Genomic DNA, 22,486 nt, shown 5'->3' with positions numbered 1-22,486 from the left:
AACAATGCTAGAACCTTATGTTTATCGAATGTATGGCGATGATGAAATCGATGATGAGGGTTTTGATGAAGATTATCCCGATTATGATGACGATGATGATGAAACACCCTCATACAGTGGTTATGATGACGATGACTATGAAAGCGCTGATGAAGAATACGAAGAAGATTGATTGATGAAAACTATCAAACTCGCTGGCTTGCAACATAGCTTCAAAAACGACCGAGCCACCACGATGGCACACACTCGCTCGATGATAGAGCAAGCCTCTGTGGGCGGGGCAAATCTGGTCGTTTTGCAAGAACTCCATTGCAGTGAGTATTTTTGCCAAAACGAAGATGTAGCACATTTTTCGCACGGGGCGTATTTTGATAATGATGTGGCGTTTTTTGGCAAGGTCGCAAAGGAATGCAATGTGGTGCTGGTAACTTCGCTCTTTGAGCGTCGCACTAGCGGTCTCTACCATAACACCGCTGTTGTGTTCGAAAAAGACGGCAGTATCGCAGGGAAATATCGCAAAATGCACATCCCTGATGATCCTGGATTTTATGAAAAATTTTATTTCACGCCCGGTGATCTGGGCTTTGAACCCATCGCTACAAGCGTGGGGAAGCTGGGTGTGCTGGTGTGCTGGGATCAGTGGTATCCTGAAGCAGCTAGGATTATGGCACTAAAAGGGGCAGAAATCCTTATCTACCCTACAGCGATCGGTTGGTTTGATAGTGATGAGCCCAGCGAGAAAGAACGCCAAAAAGAAGCCTGGACGGCGGTGCAACGGGGGCATAGCATTGCTAATGCCCTCCCGGTGGTGGCGGTGAATCGGGTCGGGTTTGAAAAAGACCCATCGGGCGTTTTGGAGGGCATTCGTTTTTGGGGCGGGAGCTTTGTTTTTGGACCTCAAGGGGAGCTGTTGGCTATAGGGGGCAGTGAAGATGATGTTATCATCACCGCAGAAATAGATTTGCAAAAATGCGAGGAAGTGCGCCGTATTTGGCCCTTTTTGCGAGATAGGCGGATTGATTTTTATACTGATATTTTAAAAAGATTTTGTGATTAGGGGGAGATAGTTTTGATCGTGTTCAATCCTGTTGTCATCGCTGTGGTGGTGATGTGTGTGTTGTGTTTGTTTCGCCTCAATGTAATGCTTGCTATCATCGCAGCTTCTTTAGTGGGGGGCTTGGTCGCAGGGATGGGGGCGATCGAGACGATGGGCGTGATGATAAGCGGGATGAAAGGCAATCTTGAAACCGCTTTGAGTTATGTGCTTTTGGGTGCTTTGGCAGTGGCGATCTCACGGGGAAATCTCACAAAAATATTGATTTATAAAATCGCAAAATTCATCGATGGCAAGGCGATTTTCCTGTGTTTTTTCATCGCATTTATTGCGTGTTTTTCCCAAAATCTCATCCCCGTGCATATCGCTTTTATCCCGATTCTTATCCCGCCACTTTTGGGCTTGATGAATCGCCTTAAAATCGATCGTCGGGCTGTGGCGTGTGCCTTGACCTTTGGGCTGGAAGCCCCGTATGTGAGTATCCCTGTGGGGTTTGGATTGATTTTTCATACGATTTTGCGGGATCAAATGCGACAAAATGGTATCGATGTGGGGCTTTCAGATATCGCTAGCGTGATGTGGATTGGCGGTTTGAGTATGCTTATAGGGCTTATTATCGCTATTTTGGTGCTTTACCGCAAGCCCCGTGTTTATCGGGAGGAGATTTTAGAGGCCCAAGTGCAAAAGCTAGAAAATATCCGACTGGGATTTAAAGATTATTTTATGCTTTTGGGTGCGGTGGTGGCTTTTGGGGTGCAGATCTACACGGGTTCTTTGCCGTTTGGGGCATTTATTGGCTTGCTTGTGATGTTGCTTGGCAAGGTCATCGAATGGAATGAGATGGATTTGGTGATGGATGAGGGGCTAAAGATGATGGCTTTCATCGCTTTTGTAATGCTTATCGCTGCGGGATTTGGCGAAGTGCTAAAAGAGAGCGGGGCGATTGGCGAGCTTGTCTCTGCGACTACGGATTTAGTCGGTGGCAAGCTCGGCGGGGCGATTTTAATGCTTGCGATTGGCTTGCTTATCACGCTAGGGATTGGCACTTCTTTTGGGACGATCCCTGTGATTGCGGCATTTTATTGCCCGTTGTGTGTGGCTTTGGGCTTTGGCACGCCAGCGACGATTTTATTACTTGGTATTGCGGGGGCTTTGGGCGATGCGGGCTCTCCGGCATCTTCAAGCACGATGGGACCGACTTCAGGGCTCAATGCCGATGGCCAACACAATCACATCTGGGATACCTGCGTGCCGACATTTATTTCTTATAACATCCCTTTGCTTATCGGTGGCATTGTGGGTGCGATGGTGTTGGGGTGAAAAATGGCAGTGCGTAATCTTATCGTTGGTGCGGGTATTTCGGGGTTGGTGCTAGCAGAGAGGCTGGCAAATGAGTGTAAAGAAGAGGTTCTTATCATCGATAGGCGTGATCATATCGGCGGGAATATTTATGATTACGATGATAATGGCGTAAATGTCCATAAATACGGCGCACATATCTTCCATACCAACATATCAAAGGTCTGGGAATATCTGCGGCGATTCACACGCTTTTATCCTTATATGCACGAAGTTTTGGCATTGGTAAAAGGCGCACTGGTCCCTGTGCCTTTTAATCTCAACTCCCTAGCAACGCTATTTCCTGAATCGATGGCAAAAGAATGGGAAGAAAAATTGCTAAAAACCTATGCCTATGGTAGCAAGGTTTCCATTGCCGAGCTAACCACGCAAGAAGAATTAAAGTTTTTGAGCGATTTTGTTTATGAAAATATCTTTTATCACTATACATTGAAGCAATGGCAATGCGCGCCTCAAGATCTCGATACCTCCGTGCTTTCTCGAGTGCCTGTGCGTATTGGCAAAGACAATCGCTATTTTGAGGATAGATTTCAGGGTATCCCGCTTGAGGGCTATACCAAGATGTGTGAAAAAATGATAGAAAATCCCCTGATTACCCTAGCATTGCAGACTGATTTCAAAGAAATGCCGAGCGGGGAGTTTGAGCGGGTATTTTATAGCGGGGGAATCGATGAATTTTTTGATTATTGCTTTGGGGAATTGCCCTATCGGAGTTTGGCATTTGACTTTCTCAAAGTCCCAAAAGAATATTTCCAAAAAGCGAGTGTGATCAACTACCCGAATAATTATGACTTCACACGCATTGTCGAATACAAATATTTTTTGGATCAAAAATGCCCCCCAAATGCTCCCCATAGCGTGGTTTCTTTTGAATACCCTCAGGCCTATACTCTAGGGTTGGAGCGATTTTATCCTGTGCCAAATCCAGCGAGCAAAAATCTCTATGAAAAATACGCCCACAAGGCAAGCGAGCTAAAAAATGTTTATTTTATCGGGAGGCTGGGGCAATACCAATATTATGATATGGATAAGGCGATATTAAAGGCTTTGGAGCTTTTTGAGACGCTAGAAAAAACGAGATAAAATCATTCTATTTAGCGATGTTACAAAACTTTCGCTATAGTATCGTTATAATCTTCCTCATCAACAAGAGAATTAGAAAAATCATCAAACAAATCTACGAAATAAAAAAGGATTAATGATGGAATATTTTGTTTTTGGATTAATTACTCTAGGATTTTGTGTGATTGCTTATAGTGCCTATACTGCAACGTTAGAAAATAATGATTAATTTTTCATTCTTTCAACCAAGCCTATTCAAGGATAAACAATGCCAAAGCTAGATGAGAAAAAAGCAAAGCTCGAAGAATTAAAGACTTATAGAAACTTTGCTCTTACTTCGTTATTGACCTTAATTGCCTTTATTTTTACTCGAATTACTGAAAGCAATGCTTTGGATACTAGGTTTAAGTGCTTTAACGATTGTAGTGCTTGGATTAAGCGTTTTTATGCTACAAAAGAAGATATTAAAAATAATCAAAGAGATAGGAGAGCTGTAATGGAAATTTTAGCTATTTGTGCCGCCGTATTTGGATTAATCAGCTTCTTTGCCACGATTGCCCTTGTGATAAGAAGTGTTTAATCTGTCATTCTTTCAACCCAGCAGTAAGAATCTACGCTCTATAAAGTAATTTAAAGATAAATCTGACTACAATGCACGCTTTGAATCTGCAAAAATAAAATATAGGAGATGAGGCTTTGATAATAATGTATCGCACACAAACTAGTGCACAACCCAGCAATGCGAAAATATCAAGTATCGCAAATATCGCAAGTAGCGATTTTGTCCGAGAAACCCCGAGCGCTTTTGATGGAGTCTATGCCACTCAAGCACCCACAAATCACATTTGCCCCCCCCCCCAGCAAAAACCAACAAAATTTTAGTGCCTCCAAACGTATCAGCTAGCCTAAAGCCACGTTTGCTCCGTGCCAGAGGATTGTAAAATGCCATCGGTTTCTATCATTATCCCTAGTTACAATACCCAAAGCTTCATCGGCGACGCACTTGAATCGGTGATTTCGCAGAGTTTTAGCGATTTTGAATGCTTAGTCGTTGATGACGCTTCAACCGATGGCAGTGTGGCTATCATCAAAAAATACGCCAAAAAGGATTCTAGGATTATCCCTATTTTTCTAAAAACCAATCAGGGCGTATCCCAAGCCAGAAATCTCGCTTTGGAGCAATCAAAAGGCAGATATATCGCATTTTTGGACTCCGATGATACGTGGGAAAAAGACAAGCTAAAAATCCAGATTGCCTTTATGCTCTCTAGAAATATCGCCTTTTGCCATACGCCCTATTTTGTCATCGACACGCAGGGCAAAAAAATCGGCTCATTTTCCCCCAAACCAATCATTAGCTATCAAGACGCCCTAAAAACCTGCGATATTGGCAATTCAACGGCTGTTTATGATACTGCAATCTTAGGCAAAGTCAGCAGTGGTGTGATCCGCCACGATTATGAAATCTGGCTAAAAATCCTCAAAAACCAAAAAAGTTATGCCCCCCCCCCATTCCAGCCTCCTTGCTTCCTAGCTTCTATCCGCATTCGCTGTGGGAGCGATACGCACAATAAAATCAAATCCGCCAAACGCCAATGGCAGGTTTATCGTGAGATCGAAAAACTTAGCCTACTAAAAAGTGCGTATTATTTTGCCCATTATGCGTTTTATGGGCTAAAAAAACGCCGCCAATACTTCAAAGGTGTGGCGTGATGGCAACCCCTTATCTAAAAAACCCCGATAACATCGCTCTTTGGAGTGTGATTTTTTTGGCTGTGGCATTTTTTACCATCTCGATAAATACCCATTTCTTGATCAAAGATACGATTTTAGCCATTGGTGGGCTGTTGTATCTGGGTTATCTTTATCAAAATGGCTTTAAAATCGGGCGGATTTTTAGGGAGCTGCACCCGATTAGATTTTGGATATTTAGCTTTTTGGGCGTGGTTGCGATGGCGCTTATCTCGTTGCATTTTGCTTTTGATTCCATAGCCACGCTCAAAGCCATCGGGCAGTTTTTGATTTTGCCATTAATCTTGGCATTGTTCTTTTATCTCGTGGCAAAGACCTGCCCGCCTAAAGCCTTGCGATGGTTTTTGGTCTTGCTAGGCGTAGCGATTTTTTCTCATCCCATCGCTACGATTGTAGATTTTCTCCTCACGCACAATCCCCGTGCGACTGGCTTTGGTGAGCGGGCAATTATCCCGTATGCGATATTTTTGCTCCTCGCATTAGCCCTTTCTGTGGCAATGGTGATTTACCTCAAAGGCAAATGGCGGTTTGCTTCCTGCCTGCTTGTGGGTGTGAGCCTTTTTGGGTTGTTTGCCAATGGCACGCGTAGCTCGATTTTGGCGGTGGGCGTGATGGCAATCGTAGCGATGTTTTTCTTGCCCGTGCGACACAAAAAACCAATCATCACGCTAGGATTTGTCCTGATGGTAGGTGCTGGGGTGGGGCTGGTGGTCAAAAGTGCGGATTTTAGCGAGCGGTTTAATTTCAAAAAAATAATCGAGCATATCGGCATTGTCTGGAGCTATGCCCCTGCAGAGATGGGGCGCTTTGATAGAAATTGTTTTATTGATTATGTTTATTCTTGCTCGCCTTTTAGCGGGGAGAAACTTGATGAGCGATTTAGCTTTGAGATGAGTGCGTTGAATCGCTTGAGCCTTTGGAAAAGTGCTTGGCTGGCTATCAAGGAAAATCCTTTTCGCCCTAATGGGTTTTTTAATGCTTCTTTCGATGTGAATCTAAAAAATATCTTTCCTATTGATTCGCTCCAACACCCTTATATGCAGAATCGTTCCCGCACATTGCTTTATTATACAAGCGCCCATAATATGGTTTTGTCTTTTATTTTTGAGTTGGGTATTGAGGGGTTTATTTTTATACTGATGAATTTTATATCAATGCTTCTTATCATCAGGCACAAAATTTTTGAGGTTCAAACAGAAGTGGTTCCAAAAGTTTTTTTGGTCGGATTTTTTATTTTTTTGATTGGAGTAGTTTGGAATATATTTTTTGATGCAACATTCGCTTGGTCAAATATTAATTATTTTTTCTTTATCCTCTGTGGTGTTGCTTTGGGGGTGAGTTGTCGGCGGTGCGATAATGGTATTTGATTGTTTTACATTTTATGATGAATTAGATATTTTAGAAATCCGTCTCCATATCCTTGATAGCGTGGTGGATAGATTTATCATCATCGAAGCCAATGAGACTTTTACGGGGATGGCAAAGGACTATGTATTTGAAAAAAACAAATCGAGATTTGAAAAGTTTTTGCCTAAAATCATCTATATCCCGATGGTTTTCCCTGAATTTCCCCAAAAAAATGCCGAAGAAACAAGGTGGGCGAGAGAAAATTACCAAAGAAATCAGATGGCTTTGGGGCTGGAGGGTGCGTGTGGGGAAGATGTGATTCTCATCTCTGATGTCGATGAAATCCCAAGCCCGCAAAGTATCCAAAACCACCGCCACAAACCCGGAATCAAAGCCTTGGATATGCTGGCATTTTATTTTTATCTCAATGCGTTATCAAAATACCATATCTGGACACACGGGACAAAAATGCTTTTTTATAAGGATTTTTTATCCATTCTTGATGATGTGGGTGATTTGTCTGATTATGGCGTTTGTTTTCAGTCTGATGTCAATATTGGCACGACCGCTACAAAAATCAGGCTTTATGAGGGCAAGCACCAAAGGCATTTTTTCCCTAGTGGGTGGCATTTTTCTTATATGGGGGGTGAGCAAAAGGTTATCCAAAAGCTTGATTCATTTTCCCATCAAGAATGGCGGGAGCAAATCCCTGAAGCCCGCACAGAGGCAAAACGAATGATGAGTGAGAAAAAGCCCTTTGGCTATGAGCTGGTAGGGTTTGATTTGGCATTTTGCTCCAAAAAAGGCTTATTACCTGGATTTGTCATCGCCCATCAAGACAAATATCCCCATCTTTTTGCCAAAGATAATTTGAAAAAATCGGGGCATATTATTTTTATCAGTAGGATTATTCTGATTAAAGAATTATTTATTAAAAAATTAAAAAATTATTTTAAATATTTGATAAAAGCCACACGATGAAAATTATTTTTGATGTTAGCACTTTGAGCGATATGGTTACTAAAACTTCAAGTCGGGTCGGTATTTGTCTGACTACGTATAATTTGCTTGGTGAATTTTTGCACTATGCTTCCTGCCACGATGAGATCGAAATATTGTTTTATGTGGATATGAGGAGTGATGTCGCTGTCAAAAAATATTTTCAATCTAGCGATGTTTATAAAAAAATTGACAATATTTGTATGTATTCCAAGCTTAGCCAATGGGTTTCTTGGGGATTTTGTTGGCGTTTTGGTTTCACCCCCAAAAATGCTTTGGAAAAATTTTTGGCAAAGTCTTTTACCGCATTGCTTTTATTGGGGCAAAAAATTTTTGCCCCCTTTGATAAAATCGTTTTGGACAAAGAGGAAACTTATATATTTTTTTCTCCAAGATATAAAATCCCTGACATTATTAAAAACCACCCTCATATCATCAAATTTACACTGCTCCACGACACCATCCCTTTGGAATTAAGCGAGTATTTTCCCCAGAACAAAAAGCAATGGTTTAGAGAGCTTTTTGATTCGCTTAATAGCGAGGATTATTATTTTGCCAATTCGATTTGCACGAGAAATGATTTTTTGAAGCACGCCCCCCAGATCAACCCTAGCCATTTTTGGGTTACTTACCTCGCAGCCAATAAAAGCTTTTTCCCCGATGTCAATAATGCCAAAAACCAGCGAATCCGCCAAAAATACCATATCCCGCCAGATAAAAAATACATTTTTAGCCTCTGTTCGCTAGAACCTCGCAAAAATCTTTTGTTTGTGGTGGAAAATTTTATCCATTTTATCCGTGAAAACGCCATCGATGATGTGGTTTTCGTGCTTGGTGGGGGGCATTGGGAAGAGTTTATCGGCAAGCTAGATCGCAAGATCGCTTCTTTGGGGGATTATCGCTACAAAATCATCAAGGCAGGCTATGTCGATGATGAGGATCTGGCAAATCTCTATGCGCACAGCCTCTGTAGTGTGTATCTTTCTATCTATGAGGGGTTTGGTTTGCCGGCTTTGGAGGCGATGGCGTGCGGGGCGCCCTTGATCGCTTCTAGCACGACATCGCTTCCTGAAGTCGTCGGCGATGGGGGGTTGCTCGTTTCTCCAAGCGATGATATAGCCTTGCGTGAGGCATTTGGCAAAATCTATTTTGACCCCGAGTTTGCCAAAGCATTGTCTATGCGGGGGCGAGAGCAAGCCAAGCAATTTAGCTGGGAAAAATGCGCCCAAGAGATGATAGAAAAAATGCAAGCGGTCGCGGGGGCAGGGCAAGGGAAAAAATGCGAGGAAAAATCGGAAGAAGAATCGGGCAAAAAAGAATGCCAAAAAGAATGCGAAGAGAAGCGGGGCGAAAAATGCGAACAAAAATCGGGCGAAAAAAATAGCGAAAATAGCGAAAAATGCGAACACAAACAGGAGAAAAAATGTCATTAAAAACTATCCATCGGATATTTTTTGGCTTTGGCGGGGAAGAGGACATCTACCAAGAGTATTTCCAAAACTGGCAAGAAAAGCTTAGCGACTATGGCTATACATTCCAATGCTGGGATGCGACCAATCTCCCCCTAGACCTCAATCCCTACGTGCAGGCGATGACCCAGCTAGGTGATGGGGTGTTTTTGAGTGATTATTTTCGCTGGTGGGTGCTGAAAGTTTATGGCGGGGTGTATCTTGATGGCGATATTGAAATCATCGATGGCAAGAAGCTTGATAAACTCGTCGAAGAGCTAGAGGCAACGAGCGAATATGATGCCTTTATCGGGACAGAATACAACGAAAAAGGCGGTTATACCAGCCATAGTATGGGGGCAAAAAAAGGCTCGAAGTTTTGTGCGTTTATGTGTGGGATTTATGAGAATCTAGGCAAGCTTTATCTGGCTCGCAAGGAACTCCTCATCGGTCCCAAGATCACGGCGTTGTATTTTCTGGATAATGGCAGTTTTGTCGATTCCAAAGGCTATGTGTATGGGATGAGCGAACCCATCGTGAGCGCGGGGGTGAAGATCTACCCGAAAGATTATTTTTCCCCTATCACCTGTGGGAAAACCCCGATTTTAGAAGATCTGACCGATCGTTCGGTTTTGGCTCACCATTATGGGAATTCGTGGTGGGAAAAGGATTCGTATTTTTTTACCCAAAAACTCGCAATGCAAAAACGCCGTAAGATGATAAACGACTATCTACAGGAACAAAAAAGCTTAAAATTTCGGCTCAAAATGGGAGTGAAAAATCTATTTATCAAGCTGTTGTTCCCTATTGGCTCGAAACGCCGATTGTTAGCCAAGCAAATCGCCCAAAAAATCATCCATCTCGCTATCAAATAAAGCCCCCAAATGAAAACTCCCAATAAAACCCTTAGCGTGATTATCCCTGTTTATAATGTCGAAAAATATTTGGCACAATGCCTAAATTCCGTGCTAGCCGTTAGCGTGGAAAATATGGAAATCCTCTGTGTGAATGATGGCTCTACCGATGGGTCTTTGGAGATTTTGCAGGCTCACAGCTTGCGTGATGGGCGGATAGAGGTCATCAATAAGCCCAATGGTGGCTATGGGCATAGCTGTAATCTCGCTATGAGGCGGGCAAGGGGGGAATATATTGCGATTGTAGAGCCGGATGATTTTATTGATCCGATGATGTATGCGACGCTTTTGTCGGTGGCAAAATCAAAGGATTTGGACGTGCTCAAATGCGGGTATTATGAGTATTTTGATGGCGATGATTCCCAGCAAGCGCAGTGTAAAATCGCACAATGGACACAGCGGACACAAAAAATCGCCCCGCAAAACGATGTTTTTACGATAAAGGATTGCCCGGCGTTGCTGTTTTTTCACCCCAGCATTTGGGCGGGTGTGTATAAACGGGCGTTTTTGCTCCGCCACAAAATCGCATTTGTAGAGGCAAAGGGGGCAGGCTGGGTGGATAATCCATTTGCACTCCAAACGCTTTGTTTGGCTGAAAGGATCGGCACTATCAAAACGCCCTATTATTTTTATCGCCAAAGCAATCCTGAGGCTTCCAGTCATCTCAAAGATTTTACTATCCCGCTCGATCGTGTCTGTGATATGCAGGCATTTTTTAGGGACTTTGCCAAAACGCCAGCATTTTGCCCGCAACTCATTGTGCCTGTGTTGAAAAAATACACCCGTTATATCCTGCTAGCTATCTATGTGGGTAAAAAAGCACATATCCCAGAATGCCATATCCACGCCCGTGTGGCTAGCGTGGTCGAAGCGATCAGGCAGGATTTTGCTATCCCGCCCGTGTTTGCGATTTGGTTTTGGCTCTTTTTGCACGTGCCTATGGGTGTGATTGCCCCGATTTATGGCTGTCTCAAATGGCTAAAATATAAAATTTTCCGATAACAAAAACGATTTTTTAGCTTTGGGATTTGGTTTTGTCAAGATGAGATTCAATCGGATTTGGATATGATTTTGCAAAATATCGGAGAAGAACAATGAAAGAAGACGCGCTCAAATGGGATGAGCGACATTCTGGAGGTTTTATGCCCCAGACCCCGAGCGATTTTTTGGTCCGTTTTAGCGATAGTTTGCCCCAAGGTAGGGTGCTAGACATCGCTTGTGGGAATGGGAGAAATGCCCTATTTTTAGCCCAAAAAGGCTTTGTTTGTGAGTGTGTAGATATTTCATCGGTGGGGCTTGCCTCGCTTGCGGGTGTCGCAGGTGTGATCCCAATATGCGTGGATTTAGATGATTATGCGATAAAGCCCTGTGCCTATGAGGTGATTTTGGATTTTTATTTTCTCAATCGCAGGCTTTTTGGCGGTATCAAGGCGGGCTTGAAGAGAGGGGGTGTGTTTTTGATGGAGACATTCATCGCTGATGAGGCTTTTCCTATCGATATGGGTGCGGATAAGATTTTGCAACCTGGTGAGCTTGAAAGGGAGTTTGGTGATTTTGAGATTTTTTGCAAAGAAGAGCGGACCGCTTATCGGCTCGAAAAAGAGGTAAAAGTCATCACATTTGGGGCAAAAAAACCACAATGAAAGACGCCAAAATGAAAGAAACCGCAATGGAAGAGCCGAAAATAAGCGATTTGACATTTTTTCAAAAATTGCGGAAAATCTTTAATATCGCCCTGCCATCGGGGGCAAATTCGTTTTTGGATATTTTTGTCATTGCGATTTCGATGTTTTTTATGGGGAGGCTTTCTGATAGCCATATCGTAGCAGTCGGCGTGTCGATGAATTTTTTTATGCTGTTTTATACGATCAATGCGATTTTTTATATCGGGACAAACGCCCAAGTTTCGAGATTTTTTGGGGCAAAGGATAGGGAAAATGCGAATTTGGTGTTTTCTACGATTCTCATCGGGGCGTTTTTTGTGTGTATCCCTGTGATAGGGATCGCATTTTTGGGCTATGGGGCTTTTTTGGATTGGATCGATATGGGAAAAGACGCCAGAAGGCTGGCAGAGACCTATTTGTGTGTCGTGATTTATGCGATCCCAGCGATGTTTTTAAAAAACATTATGATTTCTGCACTCGCCGGGATTGGCGATACACTCACCCCTTTTGTAATGCGTCTTTTTACGACAACGTTTTGCATTGGCTTGAATTATGCCCTGATATTTGGGGAGTTTGGTTTCCCAAGACTTGAGATTATCGGTGCGGGCTATGCCAACAATATCACGGCTTATTTGGAGCTTGTGATTTTGCTGGTGTTAATGCTTTCAAAAAGTCGGTATTTGCGTTTTCGCCTCAAATTTCATTATTTGTTTTTCAAAAATGCCCTCAAGATCGGTATCCCTGCGGGGCTTGAGAGGCTTTTGACATTATTTTCTTTGGTGCTGACAACGAAATTTTTGTCTGAATATGGTGATAGCGTGTTGGCAGGTTCGCAAATCGGCACACGGATTGAGGCATTTTCTTTTATGCCCGGTTTTGGTTTTATGGTCGCAGCGATGGCACTGATGGGGCAAAGTCTGGGGGCAAATCGGATCGATTTGGCGGGGGATTTTATCAAAACGATTTTAAAGATTGCTTCCGTGCTAATGGGCGTTTTGGGCTTGGTGATGGCGGGGTTTGCCCTGGATTTTTCATCGATTTTTACCTCAAAAGAAGAGGTGCTTTATGTTTCAAAGCTGTATTTGTTGGCTGTGGGGCTTTCTCAAATCCCTTTGATCTGGGTTTTTGTGCTTGATGGGGCGTTGCGGGGTGCGGGGATTACCAAGATTTCTTTGTGGATAAATGCTGGGAGTATCTGGGTATTTCGGATTTTTCCGATGTGGGTATTGCTACGGCTGGGCTTTGGGGTGGAGTGGATTTTTGTGATGATTTTTTTAGAAACGTATATCCGTGCGTTGATATTTTGGCTTGTCTTTAGGACGGGGGTGTGGCAACGCCCCGGTAAGATTATTTAAAAAATATTTAATTTAATTCCCTGTGATTTATTTGCATTGTTTGGGGAGCATTTTTTCGTGCAAGGTGCTTTTTTCCATCACTTGATGGATCGAACTGGGGATGATTTGATTATGTTCGTCCAAAAACACCCTGTATAAATACCCATCAATGCACTGGTCGAGATGGGCGGGGAAATGCACGATTTTGCTCGGCGTTTGTGCGGGGTTTTGATTAGGGTTTTGATGGGTGGCTATCAAAAAGGATGTGCTGAGTAAAAAAGTCAATAAAATTTTTTTCATTTGTGCCTACCTTTGTTTTTGATATGTAATTTTCTCAAAATTTATTAAACCTTAAGCAGATTACAAATAAATCCTGATTATACTGCCTAGACAAAACAATAACAAAACAAAACAAAAAAATAGGGAGGTTGTTATGCTGAAAAGCTTTCAAAACAAGGTTATTTTTACTTTGATTATCTTTTTTGGCATTGGTTCAATGGCTATCTATTGGCTATTGAAGCAAGATTATGAAAAAATGGCGATAACAGAGGGGAATAAAACGGCTATGATGTTGAGTAACTCTATCTTCAACACTGTGCGTGCGAGTATGGCGATGGGGACGCGGGAGGCGATTGATGATTCGCTAAAGGCTTCCCGAGAGATTCAGGGGGTGAGCTCTCTTAAAATCCACCAATCCCAAGATGTTTTGCAGCTTTTTGGCATTAATAAAGCATTTACTAAAAATCCCGAGATTCAAAAAATATTTTCTACCAAAAAATCTGACATCGAGCATATCCAAGATACTGACGGGCAATCTATCTTGCTTTTGCAACCCCTCATCGCACAAAAAAATTGCTTGGACTGCCACGCAAATTCTCAACTTGGCGATGTTTTGGGCGTGATGGAGTTGCGGATTTCTTTGAATGAATTTTATTCTCAAATCCAGTCGTATTCTAAAAATATTCTTTTTACGATGATTGTTATTTCCTTGTTGGCAGTTTTTGGGCTTTGGGTGTTTTTTCAACGGGAGTTGATAAAACCGCTCAATAAACTCACCAATATGGCAAAAGATCTCACCGCTACCAATGAGGGCGATTTGACGAAACGGATCGCGATAAAAAGCCAAGATGAAGTGGGGATCACGTCATTTTATTTCAATGCCTTTATCGAAAAGATCCAAAATACCATCTCGATAGGGAAAAATATCGCCAACAAAAACAACCAAACCAGCCAAACGCTAAAAAATATCTCGGGGACACTGAGGACAAATTCTGATGAAGAAGTCGATTCTATCAACTTGATGAATGGCCTTAGCAAAGATATAGGCAAAAACCTAGAAACCGCCCAAGAAGATTTGAATGTTACGATTGAAGACCTTGAAAAAACCGATAGCACGCTAGAAAGTTTCGCCCAAAAGTTGCAGGTTGTTGTTGATCTGACCTTGCAATCAAGCCAAAATCAAAGCAATATTATGGAAAATTCCCAATCCCTCATCCATAATACCAACGAAATCAAAAGTATCCTTTCTATCATCGAAGATATCGCCGAGCAAACCAATCTCCTCGCCCTCAATGCTGCGATTGAGGCGGCGAATGCTGGCGAACACGGCAGAGGCTTTGCTGTCGTCGCTGATGAGGTTTCCAAACTCGCAGCAAGGACGCAAAAATCTTTGACAGAAATCGCAGCGATGATCAATGTAGCTGCCCAAAGTATCGAAGATGTCAATCAGCATATACGGGTTGCTGGAGAAGAAAGCAAAGAAGTTTCTCAAAAAGCTTCCGATCTCATCAATGATGCCAAGCTCACCCAAGAAAACCTAGCGAACACAAAAAATATATCCGAAAGCGTCGTGCATAAAAATTCTTTGATCGTCGCACAAATGAAGCAACTCAATGAAATGACCGATAGGATTGTTAAAATTTCTTCAGATACCAAAAAAATGGGGCAAAGTATTGAAGAAATCGTGCTTGATTTGACAAAAAAAGCCCAAGAGCTTGATTTGGAACTTTCAAAATTCAAAACCTAAAATAAGGTTGGGATTTACATTTGAATGTAAAAATACGCCACAAAAATAACAAGAGCTTCACGTTCGAGTTATTGCCTATTGGAGAGAAAAAATGATCGAACTACTTATCAATGGTGAAAACAAACGTTTCGCTAAAGCGCTCAATATCCAAGAGATTTTAGACACGCTCGGTATCGAGTCAAAAGTCGTGGCTGTGGCGCTGAATGCGGTCGTGGTGAAAAAACACGATTGGGGGAATACATTCCCCAAAGATGGCGATAAAATAGAGTTTTTGCAATTTATGGGCGGGGGCGGTTTTGATGGGGCATAGAAGCGAATTGATGGGAGAAAAAATACGCAAGATTCCTGTAGGGATCATCGGTGTGAGCGGGTATACCGGGCTTGAACTCATCAAGATTCTTTGCGATCACCGGGTTTTTGAGATTGTCTATATGGGAAATTCTGAGGGTGGCAAGGAGCTATCTGCGATCCATCCTTGCTTCAAAAATGTGTTGGAAATGCCTGTGGTGAAAGCCGATGCTAAAGAAGCAGCCAAGCATTGTGAGTTGGTTTTTCTCGCTCTCCCGCACAAGCACGCGATGGCATTTGCCAAAGAAATCTTGGAATGTGGCAAAAAAGTAGTCGATCTTTCTGCAGACTATCGCCTCAACGCCCAAAACTACGAACAAAACTACCAAACCCCCCATACCGATACGCATAATCTCACCCACGCTGTTTATGGGTTGCCTGAATATGCCCGTGAGGCTATCAAAAACGCTTCTTTGGTCGCTAATCCGGGTTGTTACCCTACCGCAACGCTTTTGGCGTTGTTGCCATTTTTGGAATTTTTGGAAGATTCTAGCGTGTTTGTTGATGCCAAAAGTGGCGTGAGTGGGGCGGGCAAAACCCCCACAGATAACACGCATTACCCCCATATCAATGAAAATATTTTCAGTTATGCCCCGCTTAGCCATCGCCACCAAATCGAGATAGAAGAAAAATGCGAGATATTGGGGGGCAAAGGCGTGCAGGTGAATTTCATTCCCCATCTCACGCCACTAAGTCAGGGGATGTTAGTAAGCGTTTTTGGCAGGCTCAAAGCCCCCATCGACCCTATGGAAGTCCTGCATAATCGCTATGAAAAAGAAAAATTTATCCGCATAAGAAATCAAAGCGTGGATGTAAAAAATGTGCGTGGCACGAATTTTTGCGATCTTTTTGCCCTCCGTCGCAACAAGGATATTTATATCAATGCGAGTATTGATAATCTTTTGCGGGGCGCAAGCTCGCAAGCAGTGGTAAATGCGAATGTGATGTGTGGTTTACCCGAAGATCTTTGTATCCCAAAAATTGCACGATGACAAATCTTGCCACCGACCCTGCCATCAATCTTGCCACCGACCCCGCCATTGATCCTATCACTAATCCCATCACCGACCCGGCGATAGAAATTCCTGTTATCAAAAATGGCGCTGTTTTCCTCGCCGATTCGCATTTTATGGATTCGGGCGGAAAAACCATCGAGTTTTTGGATTTTGTAAAAAATCTTATCATTTCGCCTCCCGAGCAGGTTTTTTTGATGGGTGATGTTTTTCATCTATTTTTGGGTCATCTCCCCTCGAGCCAAAAAGAAAATGCTGGCTTGATAGCCCTTATCAACGCTCTTAGCGAGAAAACCGAAGTATTTTATTTTGAGGGCAATCACGATTTTGGTATCAATAGCGTTTTGTTGCCTTGCGTGAAGCTCTATCCGCGTTCGTTGCAGCCGGCATTGTTCCTCTGGGAGGGCAGGCGGTTTTTTTTGGCACACGGCGATATTTTTATCACCAAGACTTATGAATGCTATATCCGCACGATGACAAGCCCGCTGGTCCTAAGTTTGCTAAAGCTTCTTGATAGGCTAAGCTTGGGGGTCATTTATGCTAAGGTTTCTAAAAAAATCCAAAAAAAACCTATCAAATTGTTGCAGATGGATGGCGGGGCTTTTGAAAAATTTGCTTTGGAAAGATTTGAAAAATATTCGCAATTTGCGAAAAAAAATAATCTGGGATTCGTTGGTGGCGTGATCGAGGGTCATTTCCATATTGGGAAAAAACTTGATTATTATATTTCGCTCCCGTCTTTTTATTGTGAAAAAAGGGCTTTTATTATACAATCAAACCAAAAGTCATAAGGAAGTGGAGTAGATTTTGAGCAATACCAATTTAAAATTAGCCTCGAATGAAATCGAATTGATTGACTTTAGGATTTATGAAGCCCGAGAAGATGGGATTTATGAAGGTATTTATGGCATTAATGTCGCCAAAGTTCAAGAAATCATCAAAATGCCTGAAGTTTTTGAATGCCCCTCAGATCTTGATTATGTGGTGGGTGTTTTTGATTTGAGGCAAACCATCATCCCTCTGATTGACCTTTCTAAGTGGATAGGTATCGTTTCTAGCCACACGCACGAAGAAAAAACCGTTATTATCACAGAATTTAACAATATCAAGATCGGCTTTATCGTGCATTGTGCTAAGCGGATTCGCCGTATCAATTGGCAAGATATTGAGCTGGCGCATTTTAATTCTTCTAGCGTTATTGAGAGGGAGCGTATCACAGGAATCACGAGAATCGAAGATGACAAAACGCTTTTGATACTTGATTTGGAAAGTATCATTGATGATTTAGATTTTTATCAAGAGAATAATAAAAAATCACCTTATCCCCCCGACCACAAAAAAGCCAAATTTAATGGTATAGTTTTGTTTTTGGACGACAGCAATGCAGCGAGAAAAATGATTCGAAAAAACTTGGTTGAGATGGGTTTCACTATCATAGAAGCGATTGATGGCGAAGATGGTATGAGGAAATTAGAAAAACTTTATGATGAATATGGCGATCAGCTTTCTGAGCATTTGAAGTTGATTATTTCGGATGTGGAAATGCCAAAAATGGATGGTTTTCATTTTTTGTCTCAGATCCATCAAGATAGTAGGTTTTTGAACATACCTGTGATTTTTAATTCCTCAATTTGCGACAAATACAGCGCAGAAAAAGCCAAAGATCTAGGAGCTGAAGCCTATTTGGTTAAGTTTGATGCGGATAAATTTTATGATGAGATTTCAAAAATCTTAGGCTAAATCAAAGTTTTATAGAAATGATTGTAAAATACGACAAATCTGAATCAATATCAAAAAAGAGGTGTTTAAATGGATGATATGCAAGAGATAATGGAAGATTTTTTAATTGAAGCATTTGAAATGATCGAACAGCTAGATCAAGATCTCGTCGAGCTTGAGAATAGCCCTGAGGATCTTGAACTCCTCAATCGAATCTTTCGAGTTGCCCATACTATCAAAGGTTCAAGTTCGTTTTTGAATTTTGATACCCTCACGCATTTGACACATAATATGGAAGATGTTCTTAACAAAGCCAGAAAAGGCGAGCTAAAGCTTACTCCCGATGTTATGGACGTGGTTTTGCAATCAATTGACTTGATGAAAGCCCTTTTGGTAACCATCCGAGATACGGGGACAGATTCTAATAGTGGCATTGATATTTCTGATACCGTCAAAAAGCTCCAAGCGATTTCAAATGAAAAGTCTTCCCAAGCTCAAGAAGAGGTCGCTTCTCCAGCGAGTCCAAGCACTCCAGAAAACGCCCCAGAAGCAGAAAATCCGCTAGCTGATGAACCTGAGCTTGATTATGCGAATATGAGTGCTGAAGAAGTCGAAGCAGAGATCCAAAGATTGCTCCAAAAGCGACAAGAAGCAGACAAGCAAAAACGTTCTCAAAAGAAAAAAGATGGCGCACAAGAGGAAGTCCAAGCGCCCACTGCCCCTACAGAGGCGCCTCCCAAAAAACAAGAACCCCCAAAAACTGCCCAAAGCAAAAAGCCTGAAGCACCCAAACAAAAAGCAGATGAAAACAAATCCCCATCTACAGGTGTTGAACAAACCGTCCGTGTTGATGTGAGGCGTTTGGATCATTTGATGAATCTCATTGGCGAGCTTGTGCTTGGCAAAAATAGGCTCATCCGTATCTATGGTGATGTGGAAGAGCGCTACGATGGGGAAAAATTCCTCGAAGAACTCAATCAGGTTGTTTCTTCTATCTCAACGGTTACTACAGATCTCCAGCTTGCCGTGATGAAAACGAGAATGCAACCCGTTGGAAAGGTTTTCAACAAATTCCCCCGAATGGTGCGTGATCTTTCTAGGGAATTAGGCAAGAGTATTGATTTGATTATCACTGGAGAAGAAACAGAGCTTGATAAATCCATCGTCGAAGAAATCGGCGATCCGTTGATCCATATCATTAGAAATTCCTGCGATCACGGCATTGAGACCCCAGAGGAGCGAAAAGCTGCGGGCAAAGAAGAAACCGGCAAGGTTGAGCTTAAAGCTTATAATGAGGGCAATCATATTGTCATTGAGATCGCAGATGATGGCAAGGGCTTAGACCCTGATATGCTAAAGCAAAAAGCCATCGAAAAAGGCGTGATTACCGAGAGGGAAGCCGATACGATGACGGATAAAGAAGCATTTGGCATTATATTCAAGCCCGGTTTTTCCACTGCAAAAACCATCTCGAATGTTTCCGGGCGGGGCGTTGGGATGGATGTCGTTAAAACCAATATCGAAAAACTCAATGGGTTGATTGAAGTCGAGTCTGAAAAAGGCGTCGGCACGACAGAAAAGCTCAAAATCCCGCTCACGCTAGCGATTATCCAAGCCTTGCTTGTAGGCGTCCAGGAGGAATATTACGCCATCCCGCTTTCATCAGTTCTTGAGACCGTTCGGGTGAGCCAAGATGAGATTTATACCGTTGATGGCAAAAGCGTGTTGCGATTGCGTGATGAGGTTTTGTCTTTGGTGCGTTTGGCTGATATTTTCAAGGTTGATTCTATCTTGGAAACGATGAATGAAGTCTATGTTGTCATCGTTGGTTTGGCAGATCAAAAAATCGGCGTGATTGTAGATTATCTCATCGGTCAAGAAGAAGTGGTTATCAAGTCTTTGGGTTATTATCTCAAAAGCACCACAGGTATTGCAGGGGCAACCGTGCGAGGCGATGGTAAAATCACATTGATTGTCGATGTCGGGGCGATGATGGATATGGCAAAAAATGTCAAAGTCAGTATCAATAAGCTTATCGATGAAGCCGAAGCCTCGAAGGTAAAAAATTCTCCTAGCGATTATGTTGTGCTTGCAATTGATGATAGCAACACCGATCGGGCGATTATGAAAAAATGCCTCAAGCCTCTAGGTGTTACCGTGCTTGAAGCTGCCAATGGATTAGAGGGGCTTGAGATCGTCAAAAATGGCGACAAAATGCCCGATGCGGTTTTGGTTGATATTGAAATGCCTCGAATGGATGGCTATACCTTTGCTGCTGAGGTTAGGAAATATAATAAATTCAAAAATCTGCCTTTGATCGCAGTTACTAGTCGGACAAGCAAAACCGATCGTATGCGTGGGGTGGAATCAGGGATGACAGAATACATCACCAAGCCCTATACCGCAGAATACCTTGCTAACGTAGTCAAGCGTAATATCAAACTCAACATAGACGGAGCAAGCGATGAGCAATAATAAAACACTCAAAGATGTCTTTGATAAGCAAAAACAAACCAATGAGCGCCCCAGCAGACAAGAAGAAATCGAAGATATTCTTCAAGTCATCGGATTTATTGTCGGGAATGAAGAATTTGCTGTTCCTATTTTGAATGTCATTGAGATTGTCAAGCCCATCGAATACACGAGGGTGCCAGGAACTCCCAATTATGTCCTCGGGGTTTTTAACCTTAGAGGCAATGTTTTCCCACTTATCAACTTGCGATTGAAGTTTGGCATCCCCTCTGCCAAGCAAGACAAAGACACCCGTTATTTGGTTGTGCGCCATAATGACCAAATCGCTGGTTTTGTTATCGACAAGCTCACCGAAGCGATTCGGATCAAAAAATCTGACATCGACCCTGTCCCAGAAACCCTTGCTGAACAGGACAATCTAATGTATGGTGTGGGCAAAAGAGAAGATCGCCTCGTTACGATTCTCAAAATTGAGACCCTTTTAAAAAGAGATTTCTAAATCTCTCTCCCGCTCATACTGGCGATAAAATCACCGATAAATGCGTTTTTTGCCCCGCAAAGATGGATATTACAACCCATACTTTCAAGATCGCCATAAAGCTTGAGATTCGTCCCGAAAGGATCTTTGCATAGGTTTTGCCTGTATGAATCTGGGATGTCAAACCCGAGATTATCTGTGAGTATTTTTTGGCATAAACTGCTTTCATAGATGGGAAAAAATCCCATCGCTACTTTCACCCCAGAGCCTTTGGCTACCTCCTCAAAACTTTTCAAAAACTTTTGAGCGCTTTTTGGGTCAAATGCGGGCTGGCTGATAATCATTTTTGCACCATTGGCGATTTTATTTTCTAATGATTTTTTATTTTCTTTATCAAGGTTCAAGCCACTCCCACAGATGATAAAACTTTTTTCACCCAAGATTTCTTTTGCCTTTTTTGCGAGTTGCCAGCCACCAAGTTCGCCATTTTGTCGTTTATCCCCACCAACAACAGCGACCTTGTGAATGCCTGCATATCTAAGCCCCAACAAAAGACTTTCAATCCTTTCTTCTCGCCTGCCAGAACCTGCAATACTCGCAATCACATCGACCCCCAGCCTATCCCCCCATATCGTGCTGATAAGACAAGCTTCTGGGGTGGGTTTGAGTTTGGGGCTATCTGGGACAATCAAAAAATCAACTTTGAGATGTTTTAGCCAATCCTGCAGGATAGTCATATCATTTTCTTTATCTTTGGGGATATATTCTAGGCTTAGCACATTGCCTCCGTTTTTGTTAGAATTATACAAATTTTATGGAGGCAAGAATGAACCAATCGATAAACCCAATCAAGCCTACTAAGCTCGCTGTATTTGATTTTGACTCAACGTTGATGGACGGAGAGACTATCGAAATCCTCGCCCACCATCACGGCGTAGGGCAACAAGTCGCTACAATCACTGCCCAAGCGATGGCAGGGGAGCTTGATTTTTATGAAAGCCTCAAAGCCCGCACGAAAATGCTTCAGGGAATGTCTGAAACAAAAGCCCGCCAAATCTGTGAAAATCTCCCTTTGAACCCGGGCGCTCACGAGGTTGTCTGTGGCTTAAAAACCAAAGGCTATCTTGTGGTGTGTTTTAGCGGGGGGTTCAAATTGGCAACTATATATTTCAAAAAGGTGCTTGGACTCGATGCAGAGTTTAGCAACACGCTCCATTGCAAAAATGGCTACCTCACTGGCGAGGTTGGGGGCGAGATGATGTTTGGCTCTTCAAAGGGTGAAATGCTTGCCACGCTCCAAGATTTGCTTAAGATTTTGCCTGCAGATACGCTTGTGGTAGGCGATGGGGCTAATGATGTGAGTATGTTTGCCTACGCCGATAAAAAAATCGCATTTTGTGCCAAAGAGGTTTTGAAAAAACAAGCCAATATCATCATCGACAAAAAAGACCTCACAGAGGTGCTTGCCTATGTGTGATTTGCCCCAAAAATCGCTAA

Annotated in this window: 24 protein-coding genes; 22 read left to right on the top strand and 2 right to left on the bottom strand. The window is 42.5% G+C overall.

The annotated features are described in order from the left end of the window. The first annotated feature begins 4 nt into the window (after window positions 1-4). The 14 genes from BJI48_RS09460 (at window position 5) to BJI48_RS06055 (ending at window position 12,954) form a co-directional block, all read left to right on the top strand. On the top strand, window positions 5-172 hold the full coding sequence (locus BJI48_RS09460) for a hypothetical protein (RefSeq protein ID WP_180763064.1): 168 nt from the start codon (window positions 5-7) through the stop codon (window positions 170-172). 3 nt (window positions 173-175) lie between these two features. Further along, window positions 176-1,057: a carbon-nitrogen hydrolase gene (locus BJI48_RS06110; protein WP_095333003.1), complete on the top strand. Its 882-nt coding sequence runs from the start codon at window positions 176-178 to the stop codon at window positions 1,055-1,057. 12 nt (window positions 1,058-1,069) lie between these two features. Further along, window positions 1,070-2,374: a Na+/H+ antiporter NhaC family protein gene (locus BJI48_RS06105; RefSeq protein ID WP_180763071.1), complete on the top strand. Its 1,305-nt coding sequence runs from the start codon at window positions 1,070-1,072 to the stop codon at window positions 2,372-2,374. A gap of 3 nt (window positions 2,375-2,377) precedes the next feature. After that, window positions 2,378-3,496 carry a UDP-galactopyranose mutase gene (gene glf, locus BJI48_RS06100; RefSeq protein WP_095333001.1) on the top strand — a complete coding sequence of 373 codons (1,119 nt, stop codon included), beginning with the start codon at window positions 2,378-2,380 and terminating at the stop codon, window positions 3,494-3,496. A 247-nt stretch (window positions 3,497-3,743) separates the two neighbouring features. Continuing rightward, window positions 3,744-4,055 carry a hypothetical protein gene (locus BJI48_RS06095; protein WP_095332999.1) on the top strand — a complete coding sequence of 104 codons (312 nt, stop codon included), beginning with the start codon at window positions 3,744-3,746 and terminating at the stop codon, window positions 4,053-4,055. A gap of 159 nt (window positions 4,056-4,214) precedes the next feature. Continuing rightward, the gene (locus BJI48_RS09455; RefSeq protein ID WP_180763070.1) at window positions 4,215-4,379 is read left to right on the top strand and encodes a hypothetical protein; all 165 of its coding nucleotides are present in this window, start codon (window positions 4,215-4,217) and stop codon (window positions 4,377-4,379) included. Window positions 4,380-4,417: 38 nt separating this feature from the next. Then, window positions 4,418-5,188 carry a glycosyltransferase family 2 protein gene (locus tag BJI48_RS06090; RefSeq protein WP_095332997.1) on the top strand — a complete coding sequence of 257 codons (771 nt, stop codon included), beginning with the start codon at window positions 4,418-4,420 and terminating at the stop codon, window positions 5,186-5,188. After that, window positions 5,188-6,594: an O-antigen ligase family protein gene (locus BJI48_RS06085; RefSeq protein ID WP_095332995.1), complete on the top strand. Its 1,407-nt coding sequence runs from the start codon at window positions 5,188-5,190 to the stop codon at window positions 6,592-6,594. Before BJI48_RS06090 ends, BJI48_RS06085 begins: the two co-directional genes overlap by 1 nt. Then, window positions 6,584-7,555, top strand: coding sequence for a hypothetical protein (locus tag BJI48_RS06080; protein WP_095332993.1), 972 nt, complete (start codon window positions 6,584-6,586; stop codon window positions 7,553-7,555). The genes BJI48_RS06085 and BJI48_RS06080 overlap by 11 nt, the downstream gene beginning before the upstream one ends. Next, complete coding sequence (locus tag BJI48_RS06075) at window positions 7,552-9,006, top strand: glycosyltransferase family 1 protein (RefSeq protein WP_095332992.1); 1,455 nt, start codon at window positions 7,552-7,554, stop codon at window positions 9,004-9,006. Before BJI48_RS06080 ends, BJI48_RS06075 begins: the two co-directional genes overlap by 4 nt. After that, a complete protein-coding gene (locus tag BJI48_RS06070; protein WP_180763069.1) occupies window positions 8,997-9,896 on the top strand; it encodes a glycosyltransferase in 900 nt (299 codons plus the stop codon). Before BJI48_RS06075 ends, BJI48_RS06070 begins: the two co-directional genes overlap by 10 nt. 9 nt (window positions 9,897-9,905) lie before the next feature. Next, window positions 9,906-10,937, top strand: coding sequence for a glycosyltransferase (locus tag BJI48_RS06065; RefSeq protein ID WP_095332988.1), 1,032 nt, complete (start codon window positions 9,906-9,908; stop codon window positions 10,935-10,937). A gap of 92 nt (window positions 10,938-11,029) precedes the next feature. Further along, window positions 11,030-11,578: a methyltransferase domain-containing protein gene (locus tag BJI48_RS06060; protein WP_095332986.1), complete on the top strand. Its 549-nt coding sequence runs from the start codon at window positions 11,030-11,032 to the stop codon at window positions 11,576-11,578. After that, complete coding sequence (locus BJI48_RS06055) at window positions 11,575-12,954, top strand: MATE family efflux transporter (RefSeq protein ID WP_257874416.1); 1,380 nt, start codon at window positions 11,575-11,577, stop codon at window positions 12,952-12,954. Before BJI48_RS06060 ends, BJI48_RS06055 begins: the two co-directional genes overlap by 4 nt. Window positions 12,955-12,981: 27 nt before the next feature. On the opposite strand, the gene BJI48_RS06050 is transcribed toward BJI48_RS06055, so the two are convergent. After that, window positions 12,982-13,233 (bottom strand): hypothetical protein, encoded by a 252-nt coding sequence (locus BJI48_RS06050; protein WP_095332984.1) that lies wholly within the window; start codon window positions 13,231-13,233, stop codon window positions 12,982-12,984. A gap of 133 nt (window positions 13,234-13,366) precedes the next feature. Between BJI48_RS06050 and BJI48_RS09590 the strand changes: the two genes are divergently transcribed. The 7 genes from BJI48_RS09590 (at window position 13,367) to BJI48_RS06015 (ending at window position 21,010) form a co-directional block, all read left to right on the top strand. Continuing rightward, window positions 13,367-14,959: a methyl-accepting chemotaxis protein gene (locus BJI48_RS09590; protein ID WP_095332982.1), complete on the top strand. Its 1,593-nt coding sequence runs from the start codon at window positions 13,367-13,369 to the stop codon at window positions 14,957-14,959. Window positions 14,960-15,050: 91 nt separating this feature from the next. Next, on the top strand, window positions 15,051-15,269 hold the full coding sequence (gene thiS, locus BJI48_RS06040; RefSeq protein ID WP_343286667.1) for a sulfur carrier protein ThiS: 219 nt from the start codon (window positions 15,051-15,053) through the stop codon (window positions 15,267-15,269). Then, a complete protein-coding gene (argC, locus tag BJI48_RS06035) occupies window positions 15,259-16,299 on the top strand; it encodes an N-acetyl-gamma-glutamyl-phosphate reductase (protein ID WP_257874415.1) in 1,041 nt (346 codons plus the stop codon). Before thiS ends, argC begins: the two co-directional genes overlap by 11 nt. Then, a complete protein-coding gene (locus BJI48_RS06030; RefSeq protein ID WP_143428776.1) occupies window positions 16,296-17,111 on the top strand; it encodes a metallophosphoesterase in 816 nt (271 codons plus the stop codon). Before argC ends, BJI48_RS06030 begins: the two co-directional genes overlap by 4 nt. 16 nt (window positions 17,112-17,127) lie before the next feature. Next, a complete protein-coding gene (locus BJI48_RS06025) occupies window positions 17,128-18,060 on the top strand; it encodes a chemotaxis protein (protein ID WP_257874414.1) in 933 nt (310 codons plus the stop codon). Window positions 18,061-18,129: 69 nt separating this feature from the next. Beyond that, entirely contained in the window at window positions 18,130-20,514 is a 2,385-nt protein-coding gene (locus BJI48_RS06020; protein WP_095332976.1) for a chemotaxis protein CheW, read from the top strand. Then, a complete protein-coding gene (locus BJI48_RS06015) occupies window positions 20,504-21,010 on the top strand; it encodes a chemotaxis protein CheW (protein WP_095332974.1) in 507 nt (168 codons plus the stop codon). Before BJI48_RS06020 ends, BJI48_RS06015 begins: the two co-directional genes overlap by 11 nt. Here the strand turns inward: BJI48_RS06015 and BJI48_RS06010 are convergent. After that, on the bottom strand, window positions 21,007-21,768 hold the full coding sequence (locus BJI48_RS06010) for a hypothetical protein (protein WP_095332972.1): 762 nt from the start codon (window positions 21,766-21,768) through the stop codon (window positions 21,007-21,009). The genes BJI48_RS06015 and BJI48_RS06010 overlap by 4 nt on opposite strands. Window positions 21,769-21,815: 47 nt before the next feature. Here BJI48_RS06010 and serB point away from each other — a divergent pair, with 47 nt between their 5' ends. After that, a complete protein-coding gene (serB, locus tag BJI48_RS06005) occupies window positions 21,816-22,466 on the top strand; it encodes a phosphoserine phosphatase SerB (RefSeq protein ID WP_180763068.1) in 651 nt (216 codons plus the stop codon). Window positions 22,467-22,486: the final 20 nt, after the last annotated feature.

Origin of the sequence: Helicobacter sp. 11S02596-1 (genome assembly GCF_002272825.1) — a bacterium.
In the GTDB taxonomy this organism is placed as follows: domain Bacteria; phylum Campylobacterota; class Campylobacteria; order Campylobacterales; family Helicobacteraceae; genus Helicobacter_J.
Note: the sequence above shows the minus strand (reverse complement) of the source record. Positions and strands in the feature narration are given on the sequence as shown.